The 26,954-nt window shown below is 35.8% G+C and carries 25 protein-coding genes, 1 tRNA gene and 2 pseudogenes; 17 read left to right on the forward strand and 11 right to left on the reverse strand.

The window, feature by feature from the left end; translation table 11 throughout:
• Positions 1–46: 46 nt before the first annotated feature.
• A complete protein-coding gene (locus ACJ5H0_RS20600; RefSeq protein WP_411251852.1) occupies positions 47–688 on the reverse strand; it encodes an HAD family hydrolase in 642 nt (213 codons plus the stop codon).
• 202 nt (positions 689–890) lie between these two features.
• Complete coding sequence (locus ACJ5H0_RS20605) at positions 891–1,325, reverse strand: type I restriction enzyme HsdR N-terminal domain-containing protein (protein ID WP_172277923.1); 435 nt, start codon at positions 1,323–1,325, stop codon at positions 891–893.
• A 6-nt stretch (positions 1,326–1,331) separates the two neighbouring features.
• On the opposite strand from ACJ5H0_RS20605, the gene holA reads away from it, so the two are divergent.
• The 11 genes and pseudogenes from holA to ACJ5H0_RS20660 all read left to right on the forward strand — a co-directional run bounded on the left by holA (position 1,332) and on the right by ACJ5H0_RS20660 (position 10,303).
• Positions 1,332–2,369, forward strand: coding sequence for a DNA polymerase III subunit delta (gene holA / locus ACJ5H0_RS20610; RefSeq protein WP_411251853.1), 1,038 nt, complete (start codon positions 1,332–1,334; stop codon positions 2,367–2,369).
• Positions 2,370–2,636: 267 nt separating this feature from the next.
• Positions 2,637–3,578, forward strand: a complete 942-nt coding sequence (gene trxB / locus ACJ5H0_RS20615) for a thioredoxin-disulfide reductase (RefSeq protein ID WP_172277927.1) — start codon at positions 2,637–2,639, stop codon at positions 3,576–3,578.
• Between the two features lie 226 nt (positions 3,579–3,804).
• A tRNA-Ser gene (locus ACJ5H0_RS20620) sits at positions 3,805–3,889 on the forward strand.
• Between the two features lie 350 nt (positions 3,890–4,239).
• Positions 4,240–4,752, forward strand: a pseudogene (locus tag ACJ5H0_RS20625) (recombinase family protein); the annotation flags it as partial.
• 53 nt (positions 4,753–4,805) lie between these two features.
• On the forward strand, positions 4,806–5,507 hold the full coding sequence (locus tag ACJ5H0_RS20630) for an SIR2 family protein (RefSeq protein WP_411251854.1): 702 nt from the start codon (positions 4,806–4,808) through the stop codon (positions 5,505–5,507).
• Positions 5,508–5,796: 289 nt separating this feature from the next.
• Positions 5,797–6,702: a hypothetical protein gene (locus tag ACJ5H0_RS20635; RefSeq protein ID WP_411251855.1), complete on the forward strand. Its 906-nt coding sequence runs from the start codon at positions 5,797–5,799 to the stop codon at positions 6,700–6,702.
• Between the two features lie 185 nt (positions 6,703–6,887).
• A pseudogene (locus tag ACJ5H0_RS20640) lies at positions 6,888–7,907 on the forward strand (hypothetical protein); the annotation flags it as partial.
• Positions 7,908–8,163: 256 nt separating this feature from the next.
• Entirely contained in the window at positions 8,164–8,727 is a 564-nt protein-coding gene (locus tag ACJ5H0_RS20645) for a hypothetical protein (protein WP_411251856.1), read from the forward strand.
• 67 nt (positions 8,728–8,794) lie between these two features.
• The gene (locus ACJ5H0_RS20650) at positions 8,795–9,196 is read left to right on the forward strand and encodes a hypothetical protein (protein WP_411251857.1); all 402 of its coding nucleotides are present in this window, start codon (positions 8,795–8,797) and stop codon (positions 9,194–9,196) included.
• 16 nt (positions 9,197–9,212) lie between these two features.
• Positions 9,213–9,452 carry a hypothetical protein gene (locus ACJ5H0_RS20655; protein WP_411251858.1) on the forward strand — a complete coding sequence of 80 codons (240 nt, stop codon included), beginning with the start codon at positions 9,213–9,215 and terminating at the stop codon, positions 9,450–9,452.
• A gap of 296 nt (positions 9,453–9,748) precedes the next feature.
• On the forward strand, positions 9,749–10,303 hold the full coding sequence (locus ACJ5H0_RS20660; protein WP_411251859.1) for an SMI1/KNR4 family protein: 555 nt from the start codon (positions 9,749–9,751) through the stop codon (positions 10,301–10,303).
• A gap of 514 nt (positions 10,304–10,817) precedes the next feature.
• Here ACJ5H0_RS20660 and ACJ5H0_RS20665 read toward each other — a convergent pair.
• Positions 10,818–12,314, reverse strand: coding sequence for a BspA family leucine-rich repeat surface protein (locus ACJ5H0_RS20665; RefSeq protein ID WP_411251860.1), 1,497 nt, complete (start codon positions 12,312–12,314; stop codon positions 10,818–10,820).
• A 441-nt stretch (positions 12,315–12,755) separates the two neighbouring features.
• Here ACJ5H0_RS20665 and ACJ5H0_RS20670 point away from each other — a divergent pair, with 441 nt between their 5' ends.
• The 3 genes from ACJ5H0_RS20670 (at position 12,756) to ACJ5H0_RS20680 (ending at position 16,086) form a co-directional block, all read left to right on the forward strand.
• Positions 12,756–13,361 (forward strand): DUF6134 family protein, encoded by a 606-nt coding sequence (locus ACJ5H0_RS20670; RefSeq protein WP_411251861.1) that lies wholly within the window; start codon positions 12,756–12,758, stop codon positions 13,359–13,361.
• 165 nt (positions 13,362–13,526) lie between these two features.
• The gene (locus tag ACJ5H0_RS20675) at positions 13,527–13,991 is read left to right on the forward strand and encodes a hypothetical protein (protein ID WP_411251862.1); all 465 of its coding nucleotides are present in this window, start codon (positions 13,527–13,529) and stop codon (positions 13,989–13,991) included.
• 295 nt (positions 13,992–14,286) lie between these two features.
• Positions 14,287–16,086, forward strand: a complete 1,800-nt coding sequence (locus tag ACJ5H0_RS20680) for a BamA/TamA family outer membrane protein (protein ID WP_172277950.1) — start codon at positions 14,287–14,289, stop codon at positions 16,084–16,086.
• Between the two features lie 85 nt (positions 16,087–16,171).
• Here the strand turns inward: ACJ5H0_RS20680 and ACJ5H0_RS20685 are convergent, their stop codons facing one another.
• The 5 genes from ACJ5H0_RS20685 to ACJ5H0_RS20705 form a co-directional block, all read right to left on the reverse strand.
• A complete protein-coding gene (locus tag ACJ5H0_RS20685; protein ID WP_411251863.1) occupies positions 16,172–16,549 on the reverse strand; it encodes a hypothetical protein in 378 nt (125 codons plus the stop codon).
• A gap of 75 nt (positions 16,550–16,624) precedes the next feature.
• Positions 16,625–17,155: a Crp/Fnr family transcriptional regulator gene (locus tag ACJ5H0_RS20690; RefSeq protein WP_411251864.1), complete on the reverse strand. Its 531-nt coding sequence runs from the start codon at positions 17,153–17,155 to the stop codon at positions 16,625–16,627.
• Positions 17,156–17,213: 58 nt separating this feature from the next.
• Positions 17,214–17,672 (reverse strand): MaoC family dehydratase, encoded by a 459-nt coding sequence (locus ACJ5H0_RS20695; protein WP_411251865.1) that lies wholly within the window; start codon positions 17,670–17,672, stop codon positions 17,214–17,216.
• Positions 17,673–17,957: 285 nt separating this feature from the next.
• Positions 17,958–18,353, reverse strand: a complete 396-nt coding sequence (locus ACJ5H0_RS20700; protein WP_273647612.1) for a DUF3574 domain-containing protein — start codon at positions 18,351–18,353, stop codon at positions 17,958–17,960.
• Between the two features lie 226 nt (positions 18,354–18,579).
• Complete coding sequence (locus tag ACJ5H0_RS20705) at positions 18,580–19,608, reverse strand: rod shape-determining protein (RefSeq protein WP_172277960.1); 1,029 nt, start codon at positions 19,606–19,608, stop codon at positions 18,580–18,582.
• Between the two features lie 253 nt (positions 19,609–19,861).
• Between ACJ5H0_RS20705 and ACJ5H0_RS20710 the strand changes: the two genes are divergently transcribed.
• Complete coding sequence (locus ACJ5H0_RS20710) at positions 19,862–20,461, forward strand: DUF6624 domain-containing protein (RefSeq protein ID WP_411251866.1); 600 nt, start codon at positions 19,862–19,864, stop codon at positions 20,459–20,461.
• Between the two features lie 11 nt (positions 20,462–20,472).
• Here the strand turns inward: ACJ5H0_RS20710 and ACJ5H0_RS20715 are convergent, their stop codons facing one another.
• The 3 genes from ACJ5H0_RS20715 to ACJ5H0_RS20725 form a co-directional block, all read right to left on the reverse strand.
• Positions 20,473–21,171 (reverse strand): LytR/AlgR family response regulator transcription factor, encoded by a 699-nt coding sequence (locus tag ACJ5H0_RS20715; RefSeq protein ID WP_273647614.1) that lies wholly within the window; start codon positions 21,169–21,171, stop codon positions 20,473–20,475.
• On the reverse strand, positions 21,168–22,835 hold the full coding sequence (locus tag ACJ5H0_RS20720; RefSeq protein ID WP_273647615.1) for a histidine kinase: 1,668 nt from the start codon (positions 22,833–22,835) through the stop codon (positions 21,168–21,170). Before ACJ5H0_RS20720 ends, ACJ5H0_RS20715 begins: the two co-directional genes overlap by 4 nt.
• Before the next feature lie 113 nt (positions 22,836–22,948).
• Entirely contained in the window at positions 22,949–23,407 is a 459-nt protein-coding gene (locus ACJ5H0_RS20725) for a MarR family winged helix-turn-helix transcriptional regulator (protein ID WP_172277968.1), read from the reverse strand.
• A 101-nt stretch (positions 23,408–23,508) separates the two neighbouring features.
• Here ACJ5H0_RS20725 and ACJ5H0_RS20730 point away from each other — a divergent pair, with 101 nt between their 5' ends.
• Together ACJ5H0_RS20730 and ACJ5H0_RS20735 are read left to right on the forward strand one after the other, a co-directional pair.
• On the forward strand, positions 23,509–24,699 hold the full coding sequence (locus tag ACJ5H0_RS20730; RefSeq protein WP_411251867.1) for an FAD-dependent oxidoreductase: 1,191 nt from the start codon (positions 23,509–23,511) through the stop codon (positions 24,697–24,699).
• Positions 24,700–24,820: 121 nt separating this feature from the next.
• A complete protein-coding gene (locus ACJ5H0_RS20735) occupies positions 24,821–26,950 on the forward strand; it encodes a TonB-dependent receptor domain-containing protein (RefSeq protein WP_411251868.1) in 2,130 nt (709 codons plus the stop codon).
• Positions 26,951–26,954: the final 4 nt, after the last annotated feature.

The raw sequence follows: 26,954 nt of genomic DNA on the forward strand, positions 1-26,954 counted from the left end.
ATAACTTATTAGAAGAACCATTAAAACATTGTTAAGCCGTTATTTATTAGAATTTCAATCCCAAACCGATCAGTTCTTTTTCCAGATCTGTTGTAGGATATACCTGTATGGTATGAAAACCTAAAGATTCTGCCATTTCAATATTCTTTGGATTGTCATCTATAAAAACAGATTCATGAGCATGGATATCGTAACGTTCCAGTAGGAGATGCCATATTTTGGGATCCGGTTTTATCAGTTTTTCGGTTCCTGAAACCACAATTTTTCCATCAAAAAGCTGAAAGAAATCATAATTTTCAAGAGCATAAGGAAATGTTTCTTCAGACCAGTTGGTGAGTCCGTAAAGATGATAATTGGTTTTGCTGAGTTTTCTTAAAACCTCCACATTCTGCGGGATATCACTTTTCAGCATAACGTGCCAGTTGTCATAATAGGCTCTAAGCTCTCTTTCCCAATCCGGAAATTTCTGAACCTGAATGTTGGTTCCTTCCATAAGGCTTCTTCCCCGGTCCTGTTCCTCATTCCATTCCGACTGTGCGATGTGGGTAAGGAAATATTCCATTTTATCATCGTCATTGAAATAGTCTCTGAAAAAATATCTTGGGTTCCAATCCATTAAAACGCCCCCGAAATCGAATATAATATTCCTGATGTTCATAGTAATACGCTCAATATTTACTAACCGCACAATAGCTTTATCATCTGAATTTTACATTCAACTGAATCTCTTAAGTGCTTTGTTATTTAATGATTTACAATTTTTGTAGCTTAAATGTAGGGAGATTTATACTCTTATGAACTATAGACTGTGTTTAAAAATTGTGAACTATTAGTTAACGGGAAGATTCATATACAATCGATTGCTGATGTGTTGAATGGCAAATGGAATTTTAATGATCCGCTTTATAAAACTGATACTGCTCATTCTCAAAATAAGCATTGATATGCTGAAGGCCGTTGGTAAGGACAATTTCTTTAGCTCCGATGATCGAATTATATCTTGCCGTTTGTTCAAAAGTTTTTTCCGTCAGTTTAATATGGGGAGCTTTGCATTCCACCAAAACAATAGGCTTGGCTTTTTCTGTGATCAGCAGGTCAACTCTTTTTGTGAGACCGTTTAAAACGATCTTTTTTTCCGTAACCAAAGCAGATACGGAGTAGGATTTTACAGTAAGATAATAATGTATCCAATGTTGTCTTACCCATTCTTCAGGGGTAAGCAAAAGGTAAGTTTTACGAACCAAGTCATAAATAAAAAACTTATCTTTGTCTTTCTTGAATTTAAAATCAAAAGTTTCCTGAAAATTCAGTTTTGGAAGTTCCATTAAAAGATGAAAGAATTAGATTTAATCCTCAAAAATATTAAAAATAAAGAAGTTTTACCGATTTATTTTTTCCACGGAGATGAACCTTATTTTATTGATGTTGCCGTAAAGGCTCTTGAACACGACTTTCTGGAAGAGGATGAAAAAGCTTTCAACCAGACCGTGAGCTATGGGAAAGATACTACCTATCAGGAAGTTCTTTCGCTGGCAAGACAATTTCCTATGATGGGGGACAAGCAGGTGATCATTGTAAAAGAAGCGCAGGATCTCAGGCTGAATGAAGAGGAAAGCAGAATCCTGGAAGCTTATGTTGAAAACCCTGTACCTTCCACCGTTCTTGTTTTTGCCCACAAGCATAAAAAGCTGGACAGCCGGAAAAAAGTAACAAAAGCATTGGACAAGGCAAAGGCTCTTTTCCTGAGCGAATCGATCCGGGAGAATAATCTTCCTAAATGGATTGCTGATGAATGCATCAAACTGAACATTAAGACAGCACCTAATATTTCCCATCTTTTAGCGGAATATCTTGGAAATGATCTTTCACGGATCGCCAATGAGCTTGGAAAATTAAAGATCATTCTAAAGGAAGGAGAAGTTCTGGACGGAACGATCGTTGAAAACCACATCGGGATCAGTAAAGAATTCAATGTTTTTGAACTTCAGAAGGCTTTAGGAACAAAGAATTCCAATGCAGCATTTAAAATTGCCCATTTTATGGGAAAGAATCCCAAGAATAATCCTTTTGTGATGATGCTGGCCAGTTTGTACAATTACTTTTCAAATGTAATTATTTACCAGACGATGGCAGGGCAGCCACCACAGGTTATCGCCTCTCAGATGGGAATTAACCCGTATTTTATCAAAGATTATGCGGAGACAGCCAGGCTATATCCTCTGAAACATGCCACAAGGGTCATTTCTATTTTAAGGGAATTCGATATGAAAGGAAAGGGGCTTGGTGCCGTGAATATGAGCGAAGCAGAATTGATCAAGGAACTGGTATATAAGATTATTAATGTGGATAAGTTTAAGATGAAGGTGTAGGTTGGTTGAGAGTTGAGAGTTACGGGGGTAAGATTTTTATAGAGCGTTGAGAAGTCGGAGATTGCTTATGTTGACATATAAAGCGATTTCGCGATTAAGCAATTTTGAAACTCTGATGAACCCGAAACCAGCGTCTCATAATCCATACCACATCCATCGACAATCGACATATTGATTATTGACAAGTATCATTAAAATTCCTTTAATAAAACATTAAAAATTACGAAATTAGCGAACTTTAATTTTAATCTTTTTGAAAAGTAAATTATGGAGCAAAACATTTTAGATTGTGTAATAGTTGGATCAGGGCCATCTGGGTTCACAGCGGCAATTTATGCAGCAAGAGCAGATCTTAAACCTGAATTGTTCACAGGTTTGGAACCGGGCGGACAATTAACAACAACAACGGAGGTTGATAACTTTCCCGGATATCCTGCAGGTATTACAGGTCCTGAAATGATGATGGATTTGCAGAAACAGGCAGAAAGATTTGACACCAAAGTTCATTATGAAATGATCACAAAGGCTGAATTTTCTAAGGAAGTGGGTGGTGTTCATAAATTGTATGCGGGAAACAAAGAAATCCTGGCAAGAACAGTAATTATCTCTACAGGAGCTACTGCAAAATATCTGGGGCTGGATGATGAGAAAAAATATAATGGAGGAGGAGTATCTGCCTGTGCAACCTGTGATGGATTTTTCTACAGAGGAAAAGACGTAGTGGTAGTAGGAGCGGGTGATACAGCTGCTGAGGAAGCTACTTATCTGGCAAAATTGGTGAATAAAGTAACCATGTTGGTAAGAAAGGATGAGTTCAGAGCTTCAAAAGCAATGGTTCACAGAGTTCAGAATACACCGAATATTGAAGTGAAGTTTCATCATGAATTAATCGGGATCGAAGGGGAGAATAACCTGGTAGAAAGAGCTGTGGTGATCAATAACCAGACTCAGGAAAAATCTACCGTGGATGTGCACGGGATCTTTATTGCCATCGGTCACAAACCTAATACAGATATTTTTGCCGGACAAATTGATCTGGATGAAAACGGGTATATTCAAACGGAGAAAGGATCAACAAGAACCAACCTTCCTGGTGTTTTTGCAGCAGGAGATGTTCAGGATCATATCTACAGACAGGCCATTACAGCTGCGGGAAGCGGATGTATGGCAGCCATGGATGCTGAAAAGTATCTAGCTGAACTGCATTAATAACTGAGTCAATACATTATACCATAAACGCATCATGAATTGGTGCGTTTATTTTTTATTCTGTTTGTTGATCAATAAACACAGAAAGACAATCCCAGAAAATTAATCCGGTTGATTTCTAGCTGATTATTTTATTTTGTTAAAATTTATCCGGGAATTATTTTGTCAGAATTAAAAAACGTTCTATATTTGCACCACTGAAAACGAAGGCATAGCCGGAGTTCAGGGAGAGTTGGCAGAGTGGTCGATTGCGGCAGTCTTGAAAACTGTTGACTGTAACAGGTCCGGGGGTTCGAATCCCTCACTCTCCGCAAGATGCGAAAACGAAAGTTTTCAAATGGCATTAAAAAATAGGTAAATCCTGCAAATCTTAGATTTGCAGGATTTTTTGTTTTTGGAAATTGCTGTATTTTAAGTTTTTCTGCAAATTATTCTCAATATTTGAATAGGTTTCTTGATGCCTTTAAACCGTAACATTTTTGGAAATATGGTCGGTTTCCTGTACATCTGTTAATATCTCGCTAGCATATCTATTTTGTTCTGTTTTTAGTTCATTTTCGTTGTACACGAAAACAAATTACAGTATATTTGAGATAAATGAGTAAAGTGAACTTATGTTAATTGGTTATGCAAGAGTAAGCAAGTTTGACAGAATCTTGATTTACAAACTGATGCTTTAAAGAGTTTAGGAATTGAAAAAATTTTTATTGACAAGGTTAGTGGTGTTAAATCAGAAAAGGCGCAACTTAACGATTTATTAAATTTCGTACGAAAAGGGGATACATTAACCGTGTGGAGATTAGACAGGATCGGGAGGACTACAGTTGGGCTAATTCAGTTTGTGACAGAACTGAACGAAAAAGGAATCCATTTTAAATCTATTTCGGAAAACATTGATACAAGTTCAGCAAGTGGAAAATTAATTTTCCAGATTTTCTGTGTTTTAGCTAAACACGAAAGAAATGTTTTGATTGAAAGAAAAAATGCTGGATTGCAGTCTGCGAGAGCAAGAGGTAAAAACGGAGGAAGACCAAAGGGTATGACTGAAAAATATAAAAAGATTGCTCCTTTAGTAAAGAGCTCTTATGAAAGTAAGAATGTTCCAATTGAGGAAATTATGAAAGCTTTTAATATTGGAAGTAAAGCAACTTTTTATAAAATAGTTAAAAGTTAGTATAGTAAGATCAAATAATCAATAATATAATATTTAGTGCAAAATAACTACTAATGCAGAAAACACCAAATTTAGAGAGGTTATTGGAATTAATTAGCAGAGAAGATGTGATTCTTTTTGCTGGAGCAGGTTTATCAAAATATGCCGGATATCCTATGGGAGCTCAACTTCAAAGTATTTTTTACAATAGTTTATCAGCTAGTGCAAGAGAATATATTGAACCGACACGTTCATTAGCAGATTTGACTGATGATATTTTTCACTTATATCAAAGCAATAATCAAGTTATAAAAATATTGAAAGATAATTATACAAAGCTGCCAGTGTCTACTTTTGTCCACGATATAATTTCATCAATTCCTCATTTTAAGACAATTATAACAACAAATTACGACGGACTTTTTGAAGGTGCTTACAAGGAAAATGGTGAAGTCTTATATAATAATAGTCATATTAGTTTAGCTGATCCTAAAAAAACACATATATATAAAATTCATGGACACTTAGCTGACAGTAATTCAATAATCATTAGAAAAACAGATTATACGAATTTCTTTAACCCTAATAGTCAAAATTCCATTTTTTGGAATGCGGTAAAAGATAAAATGGCATCAAACTGTATCCTATTTATAGGTTACTCTTTAGAAGATGCCAATATCGATTTTATTTTTACTGATATTTTAAAACAACTTGGTGACAATAAAAAAGAGGTATTTTTTATTGCTCCTTCGTTAACACAACCTAAAAAAAAATAAGCTAAGTAGCTACGGTATAAATTTTATTGAGGGAACTGGAGAAGAATTATTTCCTTTAATTTTTGAACATATAAATGAGAATATACTTTTAGACCTAAAAAGTAATAAAGTTTCAACTGATAGTACATACAAATTTACTAAAAAGCTAGGATATAATGTAACAGTAGGCACCAATACGGCCTCGAATTTTTTTATTGAAAAAATAGAAAAAGTTGATGGTGTCTTAAAACAGAAAATACATTTTACAACTAAAAATAACAAAGACTTTATTAGTAAATTAAAAAGTTTTATGGAAGGGAATACCACAGAAAAAAGTTTCAGAATTCCTAAAACTGAATTATCTGATTTTGTCATGCATGTAGATAATTTCAAACTTCAAGATTTATCAAACATGGAATTTTTATACATTATGAAACTTCCTTCGTATGAAGGTAAAATTGATATTATTTTTGAAGATGGCATGTCTGTAATAGATTTTAATGTAAAAGTATATAAAGATATAATAGAAGAGAAAGTTGTATTGTCCTTTGAAACAGATGTAGCCAAAGGGTCTATTGCATTTATGCCAAGAGCTAAGGGAGCTAATATAAATTATGAATCTGAAATAGTTGAAGTTATTAAAAATCCAAGAGTACTTTTGGAATATTATAAAGCTTTTGCTAAAATTATTGAAGGAGTTCGCTTTTCATTTTTGGTAAACGGAAAATCTGTGTTTACAAAAAAACTCATCGCAAATAAAATCCCAGAAGATTTAAAGTTCTATATTAACTATCTTGAAAAGTTATGCAAAGTTGAAACTTTGCACATGATAAGATTTAAGGACATAAGTAGAAACGACATTAACGAAAATAACTATCACACACTTGAATCTATAATAGCGAAGGCGGAAAATACTTTTGTTGAATTGCCACTACCACCACTAAGGGCTGTTCTTGATGAAAGTTTTGATAAAGGATTTTTAAATATTAATAAAGAAGAGCATATAATGTTTTTTGGAGCAAATACTGAAGTAAAAGTAAATGTGCATGATAAAGAATTTAATTTAGGTTATATGAGATCATATGTTTTTGATCCTTTTATATCAAACATGGAAGAAATCAAAAATAAAAAAGCAAAAGAAATTTTTATTACTAATAAATCAGGTAAGAGAAAAGTGGGATTCTATGATGTTTACGAAATTCCCAGAGATAATTGAATAATATTTTAATTTATATAAGCAATCTCAAAAAAAAAATTGATAAAAAATAACCATAATGTAAATGAAAAAAAATAATAATGAGGATGTACCTCAAAAAATAGATGACAAATCAACTCAGACAGAAAGTGTAGAAAATGAAGTGGAAAAAGTTTCTGATTTTATTAACTCCCTTATATTTATAGATACAAATGTTTTTCTAGATTTTTATAGGATTAGAAATTCTGATGTTTCAATAAAATTATTAGATGAAATACTGAAACACAAAGACTCTATAATTATTACAACTCAAATAGAAATGGAGTTTAAAAAAAACAGACAAATTGTTTTTGGACAAACTTATACTGAACTAATTAAAACTAGAAATTTTTCATTGAGCTTGCCACATATCTTAACAGTTGAAGAAGAAGTTAAGGATTTTAATGAGACAAAAAAAAAAATTAAACGATTACCAATCAAAGCTGGAGGACAAATTTGCAGCAATTTTGACAAATCCTTTGGAGCATGACCAAGTTTATAAAAAACTTGAAGAGATATTTGTTCATAAATCAGAATTTAATCTTAACCGCGATAATATAGCAAATACTGTTATAGCTGAAGCTGCCAGAAAACGATTTGATTTAGGATATCCCCCAAGAAAAGATAGCGATAACTCAATCGGTGATGCTATTAATTGGGAGTGGATAATACAGTGTGCTAAGACCTCGGGAAAATCTGTAATTATTATAACAAGAGATTCTGATTATGGATATATATTCAAACAGGAGCCACATTTAAATGACTGGTTGGCACAAGAGTTCAAAGATAGAGTTAACTCAGAAAATTCAATATTTTTAACTAATAAATTAACAAAAGCTTTTGAAATAGTCAAGATTGAAGTAACAAAAGAGATGGTCGAAGAAGAACAAAAAATCATTTCAAATAATGACGAATGGCAGTATCAAAGTGTAAGAGATAGGGAGTCTTCTTGGCAAACAAGCAAAAGATTAGGTGAGGAAATATACGGTTCTCAGAACAATCTTTTCAAAACTTGGGAATCTTTGGGAACAGTTCAAAAACCAAATATGGCTCAATTCCTTTCACCATCTTGGAAGACTGTGATGGAAGCTTCTCAACCGCAATCTTACATGAGGATGCTTAATAATATTAATTCATGGAATGATCAAAGTAAAAAGTGGCCATTTAATCCTACAAATTTGGGATTGTAGTTTAAAAACAATAATAAATATTTCCATAATATAAATTTTAAAATATATAAAAAAGTCTCACAAAACGATAAATAACCTTACTTTTCAAAAACTAATATTGCTCAAATAAATGGAATTGAAACATTACTCAACAACTACACCAGAGTTACTTGAAATTTATAAATCCTTATGTCGGAAAACAATGATTTCATTTAAATCAATCAATCACAATATGTATGTTGAGAACGACTGTAGAACTCATTTCTATAATTGTATGATCTCTGAAATTGAAACCGCAGTGCTTCTAGTTGATTTATTAGTTGAAAATTATCCAAACATCCCAGTTATCCAAACACTAAATTTTCGAACTGAAGAAGAAATGAATAATTTTTTAAATAATAAATTAAGCATCATTGCTAATAACATTAGAGAGAATCTATTTCACCGTATATATTTAAGATTTGAAAGCTTTGCGAGAATTATAGCAAAAGATCAAGGAAAAGAAGAATACTCACTACTCGAAACTCTTAAAAAATTAACTACACATTTAAATATTGATTCAAAGTATCAAGACTTTGCAACATTATTGATTTACACTAGAAACACAATTCACTTCGAGGGGTACCACACAAAAGCCAGTACTAATGTAGATTATAATGGTGTAGAATATCAATTTTTACAAGGCAAACCTCTAGCGTTTTTTAATATTAACTTTGTAGTCAACCTAATTGAAGAGATAGATCGTTTTGTATTAGCAATTATTAATTCCGATATAATTAGTAAGAAAGTTTTTATCGAGCACATTTCAACAGGAATAACCAATACCTTTATGGATTAGCGAAATAACTAATCTCAAAAAAAGATGCAAAACTTATCCAAGAAGTTAGAATATAAAATAAAAAGAGATGGCAATAAGTAAGAAAAATAAGAGCAAAGTTTCTGTTGATGGTAAGGAATATTTATGGTGGGTATTTGATGAGTACGATCAGACAGAGTTTGATGGGATACAAATTAAAGCTGTTAGCTCTGACCAAACTCATTTTATAAAATATGGATTGCAACAAAGCTTAAATAATAGCAAATTGGTGCTTGCATTGAAAAATTACACCAAATTGGTGCATCTTTCACTACCTCCAAAATTTGAAAATAACGAAGGAGTAATTACTAAAACAGGAATTAACAGAATGATAAAATGGTGTAAAAAAGATGTTCATCATATTGAATATGCTTTGGATGGAAGTAGGAATGACCTGACTGAAGCAGAAAAACAATTATTGCTTAAAGAGCTACAAAAAATAATAAGGTAATCTCAAAAAAGATAAAATGATGGAGAATTTGACACTAGAAAACTTAGATAGATTTCATGATGCTGTCTACGATTCAACTAATATTAATTTACCCAAAGATAGTTTAGTCGTTGCATTTAATTTTTTGCCAACTGAAATTAAAAATATAGCCGAAGAATGGGGGTATAATGACACTGAATTTGGTAACAAAGTTTATGAATTTTTTAAAGTTCCGGAAAACAAAGAACAAATTCAAAACTTAATAGATCAATTATAATCTCAAAAAACGATTTAATGAGATAAGCGTTAATAATGTGCAAACTTTTTCTTCATATTCTGAATTTGGAACTCGCTGCGTACTGAATTAAGCTGAACTCATTACAGAATTATTAACAGGATCAAGAATCGGTATATCATCCACAAAGAAACATAAACAGTTGTTATTTGGGCAGATTTACTAATATTTCCGAAAGCTGAATCAATTACTTTAATAATAACGTAGGCTTTTTGCTTCGATTTCTTCCCTAACGCAAAGCCCAAAACATTAGCAGAAATATTAAACGCAAACTCTTCATGAAATCAAAATTAGAAAAAGTTAAACAAAATCTTCAAAAATTAATTGAACTAAACCCTAAAGGTAATTTCAAAATTGGAAGATGTTTAACTTTAAAAGAAATAGAACTTTTCGAAATCAACCATAAAATTAAGCTGCCAGAAGAATATATTGATTTTGTAACAAATGTAGGTTGTTTTGGTTTTGGGCCTAATGAAGGACTTCTTCCTTTAAATCAATATAATGATTTACGTCACCGTATTTTAGAAAATGATTTACAAAAAGAATTTCCATTTACAGAAAAAAAAGAAGATGATGAACTAAACCATTTTGAATATGATTCTTTGTTAAATGGAGTTATATTGATTTCTGATTGCGGATGTGGAGATTTTGAAATATTGATTGTTAATGGAGAAGAATATGGGAATGTTTGGGGTGATTATCGAGTATCATGTAATGGAATGATGCCGCTAACAAATATAAAAAATGAAAAATTATCTTTTTTAGATTGGTATAACCAATTTTTAGAGAAACAAATAGATTATTATAAAAAAAATGACCCAAAAAAAAATTGAAAATATACTTACTGAAAAAGAGACAAATAGAAGATTAATTAAACCAAAGCACTCTTTCAGTTTAATGAATTTCTTTTCTAAAATATTCAAATAGCACTTCTGCTATCATTGTAATGGGAAAATACAGAATTGAAGTTTTAAATCATTGGTTTTATTTCTTGATGTACATAACCCAAAAGAATAAAATAGAATTCCATCATTTGGAAATTAAGAATTTATTTGTGGGGTGATCAGAATATTAAAAATGAAATGTAAATCTCAAAAAACGATGGAATGAAGAGAATTGTGATAGATTTTCTATAATTATTTTGAACACTTTTCTGGTAGTCTCTTTAGCTGCTTTCGCTGGCGCGCGGGTCACGCTCATTGCTCATCCACATCTTACAGATTTAAATCAACTTCGAAGGTTTCCTGATCGTCATTATAGTAATTCTTCTAACTTACACAAATATAATATTTAAAATGCTCCAAAGTACAATGACTTTGGAGCTGACTCTAATTGTTAACTAACCTACTATTGTTTGATTATCTTATTTAGAATCGTATCACCTTTTAAGAAATAGTCTCCCGACGGATATTCAGTAAGATCGATCGTGTTTTTCCCCTTTCTAAAGATTATATTTTTAATAAGATTACCGTTGATATCATATAAATGAACATTTTCGTCTGATGAGGATTCCACATTAATCACTCCTGTTGTTGGATTAGGATAAGCGGAGGTTTTAGTTTTTGGTGAAACTTCTCTTGTTGATAGAAAACAACCGGCAATATAGGAATCTCCGATAATATTAAAGCCTTTATTGATCAGCTGAGCTCTGGCCAGCATAGCCTGCGGTGTAGAATAAACAAGTCCTGTTGCATCTATAGTTCCGGATGTTATTGTTGAGTTCGCCCATGTAGGATTATTATTCAGAGCAATAAGAAACTTGCTGTAATTTGTACATGATAAGCCGGCATTTTTAAATCCGAAATAGATTGCATTCCAGCTGAAGTTTTGAAGCTTGATATTCCACGAAGAAATATCCTGGTCAAAATGGGAAGCACCCGAAAACATATTAAATCCGGCAATATAATCAACCTTACTTACATCCCAATTTCCAATGGGCTGATTGAATGATACTGCATTTTCAAACATATGCTCAAAATCTTTTACTTTACCTGTATTCCAGTTATTAAGAGGCTGATTAAATGCTTTCGCATTATAGAATGTATAACGGAAATTAGTAGCATTTTCCGTATTCCATGAATTTAATGGCTGATTAAAAGAAGTAGCATCCGAAAACATAGAAGAGAAGTCAGTTCCGGACATTGTATTCCAGGAAGAAATATCTTGATTGAAAGAAGAAGCAGAAGAAAACATGCCACTAAAATTGGTTACTTTTGCTGTATCCCAGTTTCCAATATTCTGATTAAACAGAGTAGCTCCGCTGAACATACCGCTCATATCCGTAATATTGTATGGATTCCAATAAGAAAATGAAGTGTGCCCTGTCAAAGATGAACAGTTTAGAAACATTTGTGACAAATTGTTTATATGTGTAAGGTCAGGAGTATCTGCTGCCGTTACATTAAGACTGGGACAGTTGGCGAATGCACTTTCGAATTGTTGAAGCCATGTAGTATTTCCCCACTGACTTACTTCTATGAGCTCCTGATTTCCCTCAGGAGGCATAATGCCGGTATTGGCCCTGAACCCATAAAATAATCCGTTACCGCCGGATACTTTCACTTCGTAGGTAGCCTGCAAAGGATCTGTATGTAATGAAGGTCCGAAATTTATGGTTATAGGATTGTTACTGTTAGAAGTGACAGAATTCATGATTCCGTTATGCTGAGGATATCCTACTTCTTCCCAATAAATGGTATAATCGGTTCCTGTGCCGCCAAACTTTATTGAATGATCAATAATGCCATTTGCATTTGGTTTCCAGAGCGTAGTAAATTCATTCTGCGCGTAGGAAATGAAAAAAGAAAGAAAAAAAATGATTATCAGTTGTTTTTTAAACATCATGTAAAAAAGTTGTTTTTAGGTTAAAATTTGGTTTAGTAAGACAATTAATTTCCCGGGATTCTTTATCTTATCTCTAATACAAAGGTACTTTTGTACAGCGACAGAACTCGTCGTATTAAAAATTATCATTTCTTTTTTTTAGTTTTTTTGATGAAAATTATCCTGTAAAATATTGGCAATAACAGAACATTTTTAAATTGGAAAGAATGTGAAGAAATATGTATCCTAAGTCAATTGTATCACAGCAATATGAATCAGTTACTAAGCTTAGTAAAATTACCTGAAAAACAAAGTTCAAGATTATAAATCAGAACGAAGATTTATATTCAAGTATCTTGTTTTCAATTGTTTAAATTATTTAAAAATAATAAGTTCACATTTATCCTCCGGAACATTTTAAGCTTTTTCCCGGACTAATTTTGCTTCATAAATATTTTTATTATGAAAGCACTCCTGATTTTTACGGTGATGGTGTACAATTATTTTCAACCTTTCATGGCACCACCTATTAACAAAGAATTGAACTATTCCATTATCAAGGATAATAAAATGATTGGCAAGATCCATGTGGAACGTTCTTTAAAGGATGATGTCACTGAATATCTTTTTGAATCCAGGGCCAAAGTAAAGCTTCTTTACAGTATTGAAGTTTACGACAAAATGGGGGTTACCTTTAAACAGAATATCCTTCAGCAAGCCAGACTTTACCGGACAATGAACGGGAAACTAAAGGTGAACAATACCGCTACCTGGAACGGAAGTTTTTATCATCTTTCTGATAAAGATGGAGCGAATGGTTCGCTGAAACAGTCAATTTTCAGTTCGACGGCAAGTCTGTATTTTAATGAACCGAGAAATATAAAATCCGTTTTTTCGGAGAAATTCCAAAAAATGATTCCTGTCCGGAAGATTACTTCGGGAAAGTACAGAATCGATCTCCCCAACGGAAACTCCACTACTTATACCTACAGCAATGGAATTTGTACTTTGGTGGAAGCCGATACGGATTTTGCGAACTTAAAATTTGTTCTTGATCAGAACCGATAATCAGGAGTAACAAATGACCTGAACCCTTTCTCCTAAAGGCCGAAATCAATACATTTAAAAACATGGAAATATTATTGTTGACAGTGTTTTTTGTTTTGGTAATAATATCACAGGATCTTTCAAAAGAAAATACTGATTTTTGCGTTTATTTCTTAAATTTGACTCATGCGAAAGAATTTTTATTGTATCCTCCTATCATTTTCTCTTGTGAGTTGCTATACTTATCAGGTAAAAAAACAGGCCAATCCCAAAGCCGACAATAAGCAGGCATCTAAAATGAGCTCTGGTAATAATGCTCCTGCGCAAACGAAAAATCCAAACGCTGATTCCCAAAATCTGAATCTGCAACAAGTATCCGCTCCTGTGAATGTTCAGGAGAAGCTCTCACCTAATAAAAATGTGAGGATTGAAGCAGACGGCAAAACCTACAAAGTAATAGTGGACAGATGGGAAAGTGATAGTCTGGTTGCGCATCCGGTCCATAATCCTAAGAAAATTCTAAAATTTCATAAGAATCAGATTAATGCCGAAAGAATTGCTGAAAAAAGATTTTCGCAGCCCATAGCTGACATCATTACGGTAGCGGCCTATGCCGGTGCGGGGGTTCTCATCTGGTCGCTTTTGAATTAGTTTTCGACAAAAGTTTTTTGCGCTATTACGGTTCAACACCCCAGCATTTTGCTTGCTGTTTACTTTGGTTCAAAGCGCAATAAATTGCCAGTTGATCTATAACAAAGTAATGGGTTGATTTTAAATTTGTTGAGTTCAACTTCTACCAAAAGATGATTTTTTCATTTGCTATCTGCAGATGCGTTCATCTTTCCTGGAGTGAAAGATGATATGATTTCAATAGAATTTAGTACGTTTTTAATTCTTATTGGCTTGTAAATTGATATTATCAAGCTTATTGAATTTTTGATGACTAATGACTAGATCTACTATATTTTTAATTTTGCTGTTTGGTGGTTTTTTCTTTTTAAATGCACAGGAAAAAAAAGATTCTCTTTATTACAAAATAGAAGAATTTTCGGATCATCATAAAGTGACCAAATTCTTTCACCGTCTCATATTCCGTAGAGAAGCGGATTCTACTTCTGTTAAGTCCAGAACTGAAAAGCTATCGCAGGAGAAATATAACAGGAAATACATCAGAAATATCCGTATAGAAACGATAGACCCCTTTGGATATGGTTCCAAGGATACCAAAGAGCAATCTAAATGGTACGACTGGATCACCAATCACCTTCATCCTAATACCAGGACTTCTACGGTTAATAATTACCTGCTTTTTCACGAGGGGGAAGAGTATAATGCGCAGAAACTCTATGAATCCGAACGTTTGTTGAGAAAGATGGCTTTTGTCAACAGGGTTCATATCGGTGTTGAGGAAAGTAATTCCAACAATGATTCTATTGATGTGGTGGTAAGGGTTCTCGACTCATGGAGTTTAAAACCCAGGCTAAGCTACTCGGGAAGTAAAATCGGCCTTGGAGTTACGGAAGAAAATGTTCTGGGATTAGGCCATACCTTCGATTTCCTTTACCGGAACGATTCTAAAGAAAAGCAAAACTACCTTTTGGGAAGTTACACGGCCTATAACCTTTTCGGGTCCTATGTTGATGCACAGATTCTGGGGGAGAGGGATTTTTTTAAAAATGAAAGAATCAACTTCAATGTCAGGAGAGACTTTTTCTCACCGCTCACCAAATGGGCCGGTGGTGTTAGTCTGGAATATTTCATGAGGCATGTTTTACTTCCTGTAGAGAATGATACAACATATCCGGAAGTCCAGATCAAGGTATATAGCCAGGATGTATGGGGTGGATATCAGATTCCTGTTTCATCCGATCCGAATGAAAAAGTCTCCAGTAATATTGCCATAATCGGGAGGTTTCAAAATTATCAATATAAAGACAGCCCGGGAATCGACCGGTATCAGTATTTTAATTCTTACAGCAGTTTCCTGATGTCTATCGGGTTTATCCAAAGGAATTTCTCGGTTCAGAAAAATATTTTTCAATATGATTTGCCGGAAGATATTGCTTATGGTAAATCATTGAATTTGACGGCTGGGGGATTGTCTAGAAATAACGACGTAAAACCATATGTGGGAGTTGCGGCATCTTATGGTAATTTTACCAGGCTGGGGTATTTTAATTTAAAAGCTGAGTTCGGAAGGTTTTTTAATGAAGACAATCAAAATCGCGAGTCCTTCCGGTTGGATGGAACTTATTTTACCCATCTTATGGATTGGAAATTTGCCAAGGTGAGACATTTTTTCTCTCCGACCCTGGCTTTGGGAAATCCACAGCATAACTATTCGTACAAAGACAGAATTAATCTTTCGGCTTCAGATGAATTTCCGGTTTATAACTCGGATTATATCGGGACTAAGAAACTGGTTCTGAGATATCAGCTTCAGTTGTTCGTTAATAAAACATGGAAGAATTTTCACTTCAGCCCGTATTTAACCGCCGCAGTGGGCTGGCTGGGTATGCCTGATGACAAATTACTGAAAACAACAGCCAACACAAAAATAGGAATTGGTGTTCTGATCAATAATCCTTTTCTGGTTTTCAACAGGATCCAGATCTCTTTTACTTATTATCCGCGTGTTCCGTTTGATAATAATTCGGTTTTTGATTTTAACAGCAACCGAAATAATCTTTTACCAATCAATAACTTTTCGACCGATATTCCGCATTTTGTGAATTTTGGAAATTAAAGAACAGTTTTTTATATTTTCGTTTAAAGAGCCTTCCTGAGAAGGCTCTTTTTGTTTTAGATTATAGCCTGAAATAGATCAAACTTCAGAACCTAATTTTTTTTTCAGATGAATCACCTTCTAAAAGGAAAGTTAGTTCGTCACAATGGACTATTTTGTCATTTTTGAATTTGAATTCTGCAAAGACTTTGTGTTTTACTATCTCTTCATTCTGAAGAATACTGGTCACATAGTGCTTTGTAATCACGCAATCTTCATCACTCATTATATTTTCAAACACTACCTTTTGCTCAACTACTTTTTCCTTTAATTTCCGGATATGATTTTTAAAAGAATTAAAATCCAGCGTTACGCCATCTACTTCCTGAATATAATCTTCACTGAAGTATTTGTTGATCAGGGATTCGTCATAATTTTTGTTTTCTATGACTTCTTTGAATACGGCTTGTATTAATTTTTCCATTGTTGATATAATTTTCAACAAATGTAGCCTGGAAGTAAGTAACCCGTCGTTAACAATTGTAAAGAAATGAAGCGTTCATCGATTTCTGATCCTGCTTAAGCTGACCGGCGTCATACCGAGGTAAGACGCGATCAAATGCTGAGGAATACGGAGGATGATTTCCGGATATTCTTCAAGAAGCTTTTTGTAGCGCATCTCCGGCTTTTCCCGGATCTGAGAGATCAATAACTGCTGGTAATCATTTACCCGGCTTATGAGATATTTATTAAAGAGATTCACGAAGGTAATGTCTTCGGATAATGTATCGATATCCGTTTTTTCTACTGATAAAAGGCTGCATGCTTCGATCGTTTCCACTGTATAAGAGCTTGGCTGATGATAAAAGAAGCTCTCCGAACAGCAAAAAATATGATTTTCAAAAAGGAATTGAAATGTGACTTCTTTACCGTCATAATCAGTCCAGCCTCTCAAAATTCCTTTTTTTAAATAATAGAACTTTCGCGAAACCGTTCCTTCTTCGATTATTACTCTTTTAGGCCCGTATTTTTCTTCTTTCCCGGATTTGAAAAGAAGATCAGTAAGCTGATGTAATTCATGGTCTTTCATAGATGCAACTAAACATTATTCATGTTTACGGAATCAAAATAATGAATTCTTCCTGTTTTTAAGCGAAGTGGTAAAGAAAAATAACATCACCGGTGTATGCGGGTTTCTCTTCACCTTTAATGATCAGCTTAGCCTGGATCACCGCTTTAACAGTTCCTCTGAGGTTGGATATCATTTTTGCGGTGGCTTGTAGCTGTACTTCGCTGTTAACACGTACAGCCTGCCCAAATTTGAAGCTTTCTATTTCGTAATTGATTTCCATTTTTACATTACGGACATCCGCTATCTGCTTCCATAAATAGGGGATAAGAGAAAGAGTAAGATACCCGTGGGCTATGGTTGATCCAAAAGGTCCTTCTTTTTTTGCCCTTTCCGGATCGACATGTATCCATTGCCGGTCTAAAGTTGCATCAGCAAATTTATCGATCTGTTCCTGATCTATCTGATGCCAGTTGGAAACACCTATGGTTTTTCCTTCAAAGGACTTATATTCTTTAAAATTGTTGATCGTTACCATTGTATTTCCGTTTATTTTTTAACCTGATTGGCTTTATTGTTTTACTTACCAAGTTTCCTGCCAAGTTAAGGCTATTGATCCGGAATTACATATTAAAAGTCATTTCACTTTTTGGTCATTCTTTTATGTGAATGATGATGAGGGTTTTGAACAAAAGAATTTCACTTTGAGCTTACTTGTAAAAAATATAAGTAAAATCAGTTACTAATGATTTTTCTAATGGAAAGGGTATACACGGAGTTTCCTGAAGGATGAAATGTAGGAAAAGAGTAATTTACAAACAGATTATGTCTTACTGATGAATTTTACTTTGGGCTTGCTATCTATTCTCAGTACACTTTGCTGGTGAAATTGACGAATATACTTTTGTGTAATACTGTCGAGGGAAGCATTTCTTTCTTTGGTGGGTTTACCGAGAAAGGTCACCACCTTGGTATTTTCGGAAATGGTTTGTTTGGTCTGGGTGTCCATCCATTTCCCGACAGCATCTACTTCTGTATATCCCTCAGGGAAGTAGTGGGTAATAACCCCGTCACAAAATTCCTTCCACTGCCGCTGGGTTACATTGCCTCCGGTCGGGATATTGGTTCCAAAATACAGATCGGTTCGCTGCATGGTAGCGCAGGAAGTAAGAACAAGACTGAAAATAGATACAGATAAGGCTGTTTTTAAAGTTTTCATGGCTTTTTGGGTGATGATATGTTGGAACACTTTTTCCTTTTTAGTATTGCTTTTCTTATAATCCGGATGCAAATTATGTACTCAGCAAATATAAAATTTTAATTAAAACAATTCAATTTCAGGTGATAAATATATTTTAACCATTTGTAATATTGTTGTTTTTTACCCAACACAAAAAGGCCTTAAATATGTATTCAAAGCCTTTTGCTATTTATTCCGGTCAATATTAGTTACTCATCAGAAAGCTAAACTTATTGATGTTTTTAAGCGCGATACCTGTACCACGTACAACGGCTCTCAAAGGATCTTCCGCCACACATACAGGTAATCCTGTTTTTTTGTGTATTCTGTCTGCAAGTCCATGAAGAAGGGCGCCACCTCCGGCGAGATAGATTCCCGTTTTATAGATGTCTGCTGCCAGTTCAGGCGGAGTGAGGGAAAGCGTTTCCATCACCGCATCTTCAATTCTCATCAGGGATTTATCCAGGGCTTTAAAAATCTCTTTGTAATTCACCATGATCTCTTTAGGTTTCCCGGTGATCATGTCTCTTCCCTGTACCGGAATGTCTTCCAAAGGATAGTCCAGCTCTTCCAGTGCAGATCCGATTTCGATTTTTATTCTTTCAGCTGTTCTCTCTCCAACATACAGATTGTAATAGGATCTCAGGAAGTAAGCAATATCATTGGTAAAGACATCTCCGGCTATTTTAAGCGATCTGTCGCAAACGATTCCACCCAGTGCAATGACTGCAATTTCAGTTGTTCCGCCGCCTATATCTACGATCATATTTCCTTCCGGATTCTGAACGTCAATACCCGCACCAATTGCAGCGGCCATTGGCTCATAGATCAGCTTAACTTCCTTTGCATTCACTTTCAATGCAGAATCTTTTACAGCCCTTTTTTCCACTTCCGTAATCCCTGAAGGAATGCAAATGACAATTCTAAGTGCTGGCTGTATAAATCTTCCCTTAATTCCCGGTATCTGTTTAATGAATTCTTTGATCATGTGTTCGGAAGCATGAAAATCAGCAATCACACCGTCTTTCAACGGACGTACTGCTTTAATATTTTCATGGGTCTTCCCCTGCATAAGCTTCGCCTGTTCTCCGACTGCTATTGGTTTTCCCGTTGTACGGTCAATAGAGACGATCGAGGGCTGATCAATGATGATTTTGTTATTATGTATAATTAGTGTGTTAGCGGTTCCAAGATCCATTGCGATCTCTTGTGTAAACATATCAAATAGCCCCATCTTTTTCGTTGTTTTTTAGGCTGCAAAGTACGGCTTTATGTATTAAAATCACAGCCTCCGAATTTAAGTAAAGGCGTTAAAGTTGTGTTAATTATCTTTCTCCCAAATCCGCATTCCGGAGTTTTGGAAAGTTTCACGGGAATGTCATTGTTCAATTAATTAGTTTAAAATATAGAGTATATTTATAAAGGCAGATCAAGATAGGTATTAAGCGATCAAAAATACCTGTAGTAAATATTATTAAAAACTTATTATGAGCCATAACCATTTTGCAGAAAGAATTATTGAACTAAAAAATGAAGATCTCGAATTGCGTGATCAGCTTATCAAAAGAGGGGAACTCGGGGAAGGATATCACAAAGAAATGGAACAATTGCATAGCAGGAATGCGAAAAAACTGAATGATATCATGGATATTATTGGTTATCCCGGTATTGACAAAGTGGGTAAAGAAGCCAGTGAAGCTGCCTGGCTGATTATACAGCATGCTATCGGCCAGCCTGAATTGATGAGAAAATGCGTCCGGTTATTAAAAGATGCAGTAGACGAACAAAAGGCCGATCCTAAAAATCTCGCCTATCTTAGTGACCGGATTGCCGTGTTTGAAGGAAAGCCGCAGCTATACGGAACCCAATTTGACTGGAATGAGAACGGAGAAATGGTCCCGAATTTTATTGACAATATCACAAAAGTTAATGAACGAAGAAAATCTGTTGGGCTGAATACACTCGAAGAGCAAACGGCCATAATCCGTGAGCAGGTAAAAAGAGAAAATCAATCGCCACCTGAAGATTTTAGCAAAAGAAAAAATGAGCTGGAAATCTGGAAGAAGAAAGTAGGATGGATAAAATAAAACGGTAACAATCAAATGGTCTTATTTCTGAGCTCTTTGTATTTTGAACGTCCAATCGGAAGGATTTCCCCGTTTTTAAGCAATAAGCCGTAACGGGAGCCGGAGCTGATGGTGATCTTTTCGGCTTGAGACAGATTGACAAGATAGGATTTGTGAATCCGCTCAAATTCTCCCGGAAGAAGCTGTTGTAAAAGCTCTAAAGATTTATCGTGCAGCTCCTGCCGGCCATCTTTTAAGTGAAGTTCGGTATAAATTCCGGCTCCTTTTATATAAATCAAATCCGAAATATTCACCAACCGTATTTGTCCGGATCTCTTCACAGCCAGGTATTGGATATCGTCACCGGATTTGATGGAAGGGCTGCTAAAACGGTTAAGAGCCTGAAAAAGCCTGTCCTCATCAAAAGGCTTGGGAACAAAGTCCAGTACTCCGTATGCAAAGGCAGTGATTGCTTTATCGGTATTGGCTGAAACAATGATGGTGTGAAAAGAAGAGGCTACCATATGTTCCAATACTTCAAAACCATTATCACCATTGAGGTTCAGATCGAGAAGCAGCAGATCAGGAAGATCGTGTTCTATTTGGGAAAGTCCTTTTTGCAGAGAATCGCAAACTGTAATCCGAACAGGTCTGTTTTCGAAGAATTTTGCTGTCATACGCTGCAGGCGATGTGCGATCCTTGATTCGTCCTCTATAATCAGTATATTCATGATCTTGTAATTTGAATGGTCGATAGCCAACCGTTTTCTGTTTGAACGGATTTGAATACCCAGTTTTGTCCGTAACTTTCTGTCAGACGGGCACGAATATATTTAAGTCCGTTGCCGCCACTCCGGCTTGTGAATACCTCACGGTTTTTTGCAATGGTTTCGAATACATATTTGTGATGATTTCCCGATAAGGAATAGCTCAGTTTAAATGTAATGATATTTCCGGGCAATGGTTCACTGTGGGTAATGCCATTTTCCAGTAAAGTATGAATAATGGCGGGTGGAATGAATTGCGTTTCATCTATTCCGTTTTGCTCCCATTTATAGTTTATCTCTTTCCGGAAACCCATGACTGAAAGATGCTGCCGGCAAAGTTCGAGCTCTTTTGTTATGGGAATCAGGGTCTGTTCGGAAATCTCGTTCATAATGTCAAACTCTGCGGCCAATGCCTGGATGAAGCGCGATCCTTCCCTGGGTGATTCTTCGACCCAGTCCATCATAGAGGTCAGGGTATTTCTCAGGAAATGAGGCTGGATATTTTTTTTCAGCAATTCCAGTTGCAGCCTTGAAGAAAGCAATACAGCCTGCTGGTGTTCGGCTTCAATAACACTGGTCCGGATCGAGTGCAGGTAAAGCATGCTTAAAACAATGATCGTGAAGCTGATAAAGAGTCCATAGTCGTAAAAAATAAATTTATGCATCAAGCCGCTGATCAAGAGTCCTGCCAGTACGATAAAACCTCCTTTTTCTTTTTGGATAATGCCGTTCAGAACGACAATGATAGCTGCTATCAGCATTGCCAGACTGTATAGTCTTGCGGTAAGGTCGTAGTGTCCGTAATTAAATCCATATAATAATAAGAGCGTTACCAGAAGGGCTGCCATGAGCCACTTTCCTCTTTTAAAATTAAACTGAATAATAAAATACCAGGGAACCAAAAGCGCATTGGCAAAGGTGAGCCATCCAATAATTTCCAGGCGGATAAAAAACTGAGAGTAGGGAATAACCACATGAAATTTAAGGTATTCCATGATCAGTAAAACAAAAAATAAAAGGCAGGTGGTTGCAAAAATAAGGATATCAAGAGGTCTTCGCCTGCTGTTCAGGTACAGGAAAAAATAATAGACTGCTGCAATAAGAAAAGCTCCTGCCATGAGATTCATGTACGACATGGTAACCAGGGGCTTGGTTAATAAGGTCGTGTATTTATTCATCTTAAATCCAATGTCACGATGTACATGAGGAAGTAATGATTGAGAAGTTCGCAATGCAACAATATGGGAACCCGGTGAAATCAGGCTGTCCGGAACTCTGTAATAACTGCTTTCGGAACCTGGGGTTTCAGGTTTTCCATTTTGAGGTAATTGTCCGTTGTTTCCGATAAAAACACCATCCCAATATACTTCAAATGCGCCAAAAGATTCAATCTGAAGTCCTAAAGGCGTAAGTTCAGGTTCTACTTGCCGGAGATCAAGACGGGTCCGTGACCAGAATATCTTATCAGAAGTATCTCCTCTTACCCGTGACCAGTTTTTGTCATTGTAGTTCTTAGCTGCCCAGGCCGGATCATCTCCTGTTTTATACAGCGATACAGGTTCATCATTCTGAATAACCGGGATATTCACCAGGTTCAGGAATACCAATAAAAGCAGGACCTTATGCATAATGTAAATATACAAGGTAATGGATAAATCCTGGTTGTCGTTTGAAAGTCTGTAGAGCTGTTTGCATGTTTTTAATTAGGTTGCAGATACATAGACTTATTTATCACATCATATTACAGATCCGATGTCATCTGGTTCAGATCATCACTGCTTATCTGAAGTATTTTTTCCATAAAACCGTTGATAATATCGAGTTCCTGGTCAGAATATGTTTTGAATAATTCTGTTGTAGCAGCTATTAAAGGAGCGTATAACGGGAATACCCTTTGTTGTATGGTATTTAAGTTGGGTTCAATAATTACTTTTCTTCGGTCAGATTTATCCAGGACCCTTTTTACAAAATCTGCTTTTTCAAGGCGATCGATCATTTTGGTAACGGCTCCTCCTGATATTCCTGTTTCGCTGGAAAGTGTGCCTGCAGTTGCTTTTCCGTTTCGTAACAGGACTTCCAAAGCTTCAAGATCGGTAGGATTGATTTTCAATTGAGCGGCGATAAGATTGCTCCTTCTAACAGCATGGGTACTTTGTTCTTTGAGTCTTTCACCGATTTGTTCTATTTTATTTCTGCTCATTGTTGTTGGTGTAAAATAATTTATTTTACTTTGTAAAATATTTCATAAGTAAAATAAAATCAAACTTAATTATATACAAAGTAAACAAAAACCGATCAGTTATGGAAGAGAATCGAAAAGCCATTATTTTAGGTGCCGGAATTGCTGGTACAGCCATGGCATTATTCCTTGAAAAAATTGGTATTTCCTCCGAAATCTTTGAGCTAAGATCACGAGAGGAAACTGCAGGTGGTGGCCTGAATATAGCACCAAACGGAATGAATGTACTGGCAGAGCTTGGCCTGGCAGAGGAAATTATTCAAAGCGGATGTCCCGTTCATGAAGGAATTTTTAGAAATGCCAAAGGAAAAAGGCTGGCAAAAATGCTGTTTACAGATCTGCAGAAGTTTCCGCAACCTGCAGTCAGTATGAAGAGGCAAACATTGGTAGATATCTTAAGAAAAACTGTCCAAACTAAGAATATCCCGCTTTATTTTGAAAAGAAAGTAAAAGATATTGTCCAGACTGACGATGGGAAAGTGATCGTTTCCTTTGATGATGATACTATTTCAATCGGGGACCTGTTGATTGGAGCAGATGGGATCAATAGTGTGGTAAGAAAGTCCGTTGCCGCTGAAATTCAACCGGAATTTACCGGGATTATTTCGCATGCCGGTTTTATTTCGAGAGATAAGCTGGCAGGTTTAACAGACAGGGAGTTCAGGAACATTAATTTTATTTATGGCAAAAACGGTTTCTTTGGCTTTAGCGGAGCAAACGATAAAGAATTAATGTGGTGGACCAATGTTATTTCCGAAATGCCCTGGTCTAAAGATCAATTGAAAAACATTCATGTGGATGAGGAAAAGGAAGTTTTGAATAAACAATATGGAAACTATAGTTTTCCGGTATCGGATATCATTAATAATGCAGATTCTTACCTACGCATTAATGTTTTTGATGTACGTTTTCTTCCTGTTTGGTCTCATCGAAAAATAATACTGATAGGAGATGCAGCCCATGCAGTAAGTCCAAACTCCGGACAGGGAGCGTCTATGGCCTTGGAAGACGCAATGTTGCTGGCTAAATTGCTCAGAGATCAAAAAGAATGTCTGTCCGCATTTTCACTATTTGAACAAGAGCGCAGACCTCGTGTAGAAAAAATTGTACTTGAAGGAAGAAGAAGGGGAGAGGATAAAGTAGTGGTAAACGGTTTTAAGCAATTCATCCGGGAAACTATGATTAGAATTTTCATCAATCTTTTTGGATCAAAAGGAAACGACTGGCTTTTCAGCTATAAGATTAAGTGGTAAAAGAGAGAAGTTTACAGGAGTAATAGTTGAGTCTAATCTTCCGGATTGCTGTTCGAAAGCCTCTGGAGCGTTTCACATGTTTTTACTTTAAACAGACATGAGCACGCTCTAATTTTACTTCATGAAACAATTAATAATCATCTTTCTGATCATGGTGGCGGCTCCGCTTTATTTTGCCCAGCAAGCCCTGATAACAGGTGTCATCAGCGAAAATTCCGGACAGCCAATATCCGACGTGACTGCTACCTTAAAGGACAGTAACGATAAATCTATTGCAGTGGCTATCTCAGATAGCAAAGGAGCATTCCGGCTGGACCAAATTCCCATGGGAAATTATAGCATTGTTTATCACCTGATTGGTTATCGGGAAAGCCATAAACAGATACAGGTAAACTCGGAGACAATACATGTCGGAACTGTTCTCCTGGAACCTGATGCAAAGCTTTTAGAAGAGGTTTCTTTAACAGGGAAACGGGGTCCAGTCAGTTTGAAGCTTGATAAAAAGATTTTTGAAGTAGGTAAGGATGTTCTGTCACAATCGGGAGCAGTTACCGATTTGTTAAACAGGGTCCCTTCCGTAAGTGTAAATCCGGGTGGCGGGATCAGTTTACGGGGGAACAACAATGTCCTCGTACTGATTAATGGACGGAGAACAGGGTTAACGCAAGGTAATGCGTTGGAGCAATTGCCGGCGGATCAGGTAGAACGGGTAGAAGTGATAACCAACCCTTCTTCAAGGTTTGACGCAGCCGGATCAGCCGGTATTATCAATATAATCCTTAAAAAGAATAAAAAAGCAGGTTTTAGTGGCCAGTTGCGTGTTGTTGGAGGTATTCCCAATGAAACCAGAATAAGTCCCAGTCTGAATTTTAAATCCAATAAACTCAATTTATTTGCTACGTACGGACTCAGGTTGTCTGATTATGTGGGGGTATACACCATGCAGCAGTCTTCAGGACTTTCCGATGCCTCTTATTTACTGGATCAGAGACAGGATGAAAACAGGCATGACGATGCCAAACTGTTATATTTTGGAGCAGATTTTCAAATTAATGATCAGAACAGCCTTACTGCTGCTTTTCTCCGGAACTCAACACGTGATCATGATAAAACCCGTATGAATTATCTGTACTCTGGGAGAAATAGTTTGGCAGACAGCAGTGTCACACGCAATGGAGAATCCTGGGAAAAGAGGAGCTACAATCAGCTGGAGTTTAATTATACTAAAAGCTTTGATAAGCCCGGAAAGAAATTTACTGTCGATATGCAGTATGATTTCTGGGACAGTGATAAAGAATGGAATCTTGAAACGCGAAGGGTTTTCCCGTTGGCGGCTGGCTTGCCTTTGATCAGAACAGGTTCAGTAGGAAGCAGTAAGGATTTTATGATCAAAACGGATATGATCCACCCGCTGGACAGTACTTCTACCATTGAATACGGATTGAAATTGGAGGATCGTAGGGTCAACAGTGATTTCATTGCTGAGCAGCAAAATATTTCAGGCTGGGAGATCATTGATCAGATTGATAATCACCTTTTATATAAAGAGCTGATCGGAAGTGGCTATGTTCAGTTTTCAGGTAAGAAAGGAGCCTTTAGTTATCAGGGAGGATTACGTGGTGAGCTTACCAAAATAGGAATTGAAGACCGTATGGGAACCTACACAAGCAATAAAAATTACACCCGTTTGTTTCCAACATTAAATCTAAGTTATCGTTTTAACGGAAACACGACTTTGCAGGGTAGCTATAGCAAGCGGATCAACAGGCCGTCCCTTACCATGATTTATCCTTTTAATGAATTGACAGATCTCAGCAGCCGTTATGTGGGAAATCCGGATCTTAATCCGTCATATGCACAGGTAGTGGAATTTTCTTTTCTAAAGAACACAAAGACGCTTACTTTTAATCCATCGGTTTACTACCAAAGAAACAAGGGGATAATTGAGGATTACACGTACAGGAATGCTGAAGGGCTTTTTATTACCATGCCTGTAAATATTCATAAAGAAACCCGGAGTGGAATAGAGCTGTCCGTATTATACAATCCGTTAAAATGGATTCAGCTGAATACAGAGCTCAACCTGTTTCATTATGCAAAGGAAGGATCTTATCGGGAACAGACTTTTGATTTTTCAGGAACTACACTGACTGCCCGTTTAAGTGCTCAGCTTAAACTGAAGGATAAACTTTCTTTCCAGACAATATATAATTTCAGGGGGGGGCAATGCAACAGCTCAAACCCATACTAATGCG

The organism is Chryseobacterium proteolyticum (assembly GCF_046591535.1).
In the GTDB taxonomy this organism is placed as follows: domain Bacteria; phylum Bacteroidota; class Bacteroidia; order Flavobacteriales; family Weeksellaceae; genus Chryseobacterium; species Chryseobacterium proteolyticum.

Bases quoted from the DNA above. Each gene is read 5' to 3' on its own strand.
- ACJ5H0_RS20685 (WP_411251863.1), bottom strand. From the start codon at position 16,549: ATGGAAAAATTAATACAAGCCGTATTCAAAGAAGTCATAGAAAACAAA.
- ACJ5H0_RS20635 (WP_411251855.1), top strand. From the start codon at position 5,797: ATGGAAGGGAATACCACAGAAAAAAGTTTCAGAATTCCTAAAACTGAA.
- ACJ5H0_RS20715 (WP_273647614.1), bottom strand. From the start codon at position 21,171: ATGAATATACTGATTATAGAGGACGAATCAAGGATCGCACATCGCCTG.
- ACJ5H0_RS20665 (WP_411251860.1), bottom strand. From the start codon at position 12,314: ATGATGTTTAAAAAACAACTGATAATCATTTTTTTTCTTTCTTTTTTC.
- holA (WP_411251853.1), top strand. From the start codon at position 1,332: ATGAAAGAATTAGATTTAATCCTCAAAAATATTAAAAATAAAGAAGTT.
- ACJ5H0_RS20670 (WP_411251861.1), top strand. From the start codon at position 12,756: ATGAAAGCACTCCTGATTTTTACGGTGATGGTGTACAATTATTTTCAA.
- ACJ5H0_RS20725 (WP_172277968.1), bottom strand. From the start codon at position 23,407: ATGAGCAGAAATAAAATAGAACAAATCGGTGAAAGACTCAAAGAACAA.
- trxB (WP_172277927.1), top strand. From the start codon at position 2,637: ATGGAGCAAAACATTTTAGATTGTGTAATAGTTGGATCAGGGCCATCT.
- ACJ5H0_RS20705 (WP_172277960.1), bottom strand. From the start codon at position 19,608: ATGGGGCTATTTGATATGTTTACACAAGAGATCGCAATGGATCTTGGA.
- ACJ5H0_RS20710 (WP_411251866.1), top strand. From the start codon at position 19,862: ATGAGCCATAACCATTTTGCAGAAAGAATTATTGAACTAAAAAATGAA.
- ACJ5H0_RS20690 (WP_411251864.1), bottom strand. From the start codon at position 17,155: ATGAAAGACCATGAATTACATCAGCTTACTGATCTTCTTTTCAAATCC.
- ACJ5H0_RS20700 (WP_273647612.1), bottom strand. From the start codon at position 18,353: ATGAAAACTTTAAAAACAGCCTTATCTGTATCTATTTTCAGTCTTGTT.
- ACJ5H0_RS20630 (WP_411251854.1), top strand. From the start codon at position 4,806: ATGCAGAAAACACCAAATTTAGAGAGGTTATTGGAATTAATTAGCAGA.
- ACJ5H0_RS20680 (WP_172277950.1), top strand. From the start codon at position 14,287: ATGACTAGATCTACTATATTTTTAATTTTGCTGTTTGGTGGTTTTTTC.
- ACJ5H0_RS20730 (WP_411251867.1), top strand. From the start codon at position 23,509: ATGGAAGAGAATCGAAAAGCCATTATTTTAGGTGCCGGAATTGCTGGT.
- ACJ5H0_RS20675 (WP_411251862.1), top strand. From the start codon at position 13,527: ATGCGAAAGAATTTTTATTGTATCCTCCTATCATTTTCTCTTGTGAGT.
- ACJ5H0_RS20655 (WP_411251858.1), top strand. From the start codon at position 9,213: ATGATGGAGAATTTGACACTAGAAAACTTAGATAGATTTCATGATGCT.
- ACJ5H0_RS20720 (WP_273647615.1), bottom strand. From the start codon at position 22,835: ATGCATAAGGTCCTGCTTTTATTGGTATTCCTGAACCTGGTGAATATC.
- ACJ5H0_RS20735 (WP_411251868.1), top strand. From the start codon at position 24,821: ATGAAACAATTAATAATCATCTTTCTGATCATGGTGGCGGCTCCGCTT.
- ACJ5H0_RS20650 (WP_411251857.1), top strand. From the start codon at position 8,795: ATGGCAATAAGTAAGAAAAATAAGAGCAAAGTTTCTGTTGATGGTAAG.
- ACJ5H0_RS20660 (WP_411251859.1), top strand. From the start codon at position 9,749: ATGAAATCAAAATTAGAAAAAGTTAAACAAAATCTTCAAAAATTAATT.
- ACJ5H0_RS20695 (WP_411251865.1), bottom strand. From the start codon at position 17,672: ATGGTAACGATCAACAATTTTAAAGAATATAAGTCCTTTGAAGGAAAA.
- ACJ5H0_RS20605 (WP_172277923.1), bottom strand. From the start codon at position 1,325: ATGGAACTTCCAAAACTGAATTTTCAGGAAACTTTTGATTTTAAATTC.
- ACJ5H0_RS20645 (WP_411251856.1), top strand. From the start codon at position 8,164: ATGATCTCTGAAATTGAAACCGCAGTGCTTCTAGTTGATTTATTAGTT.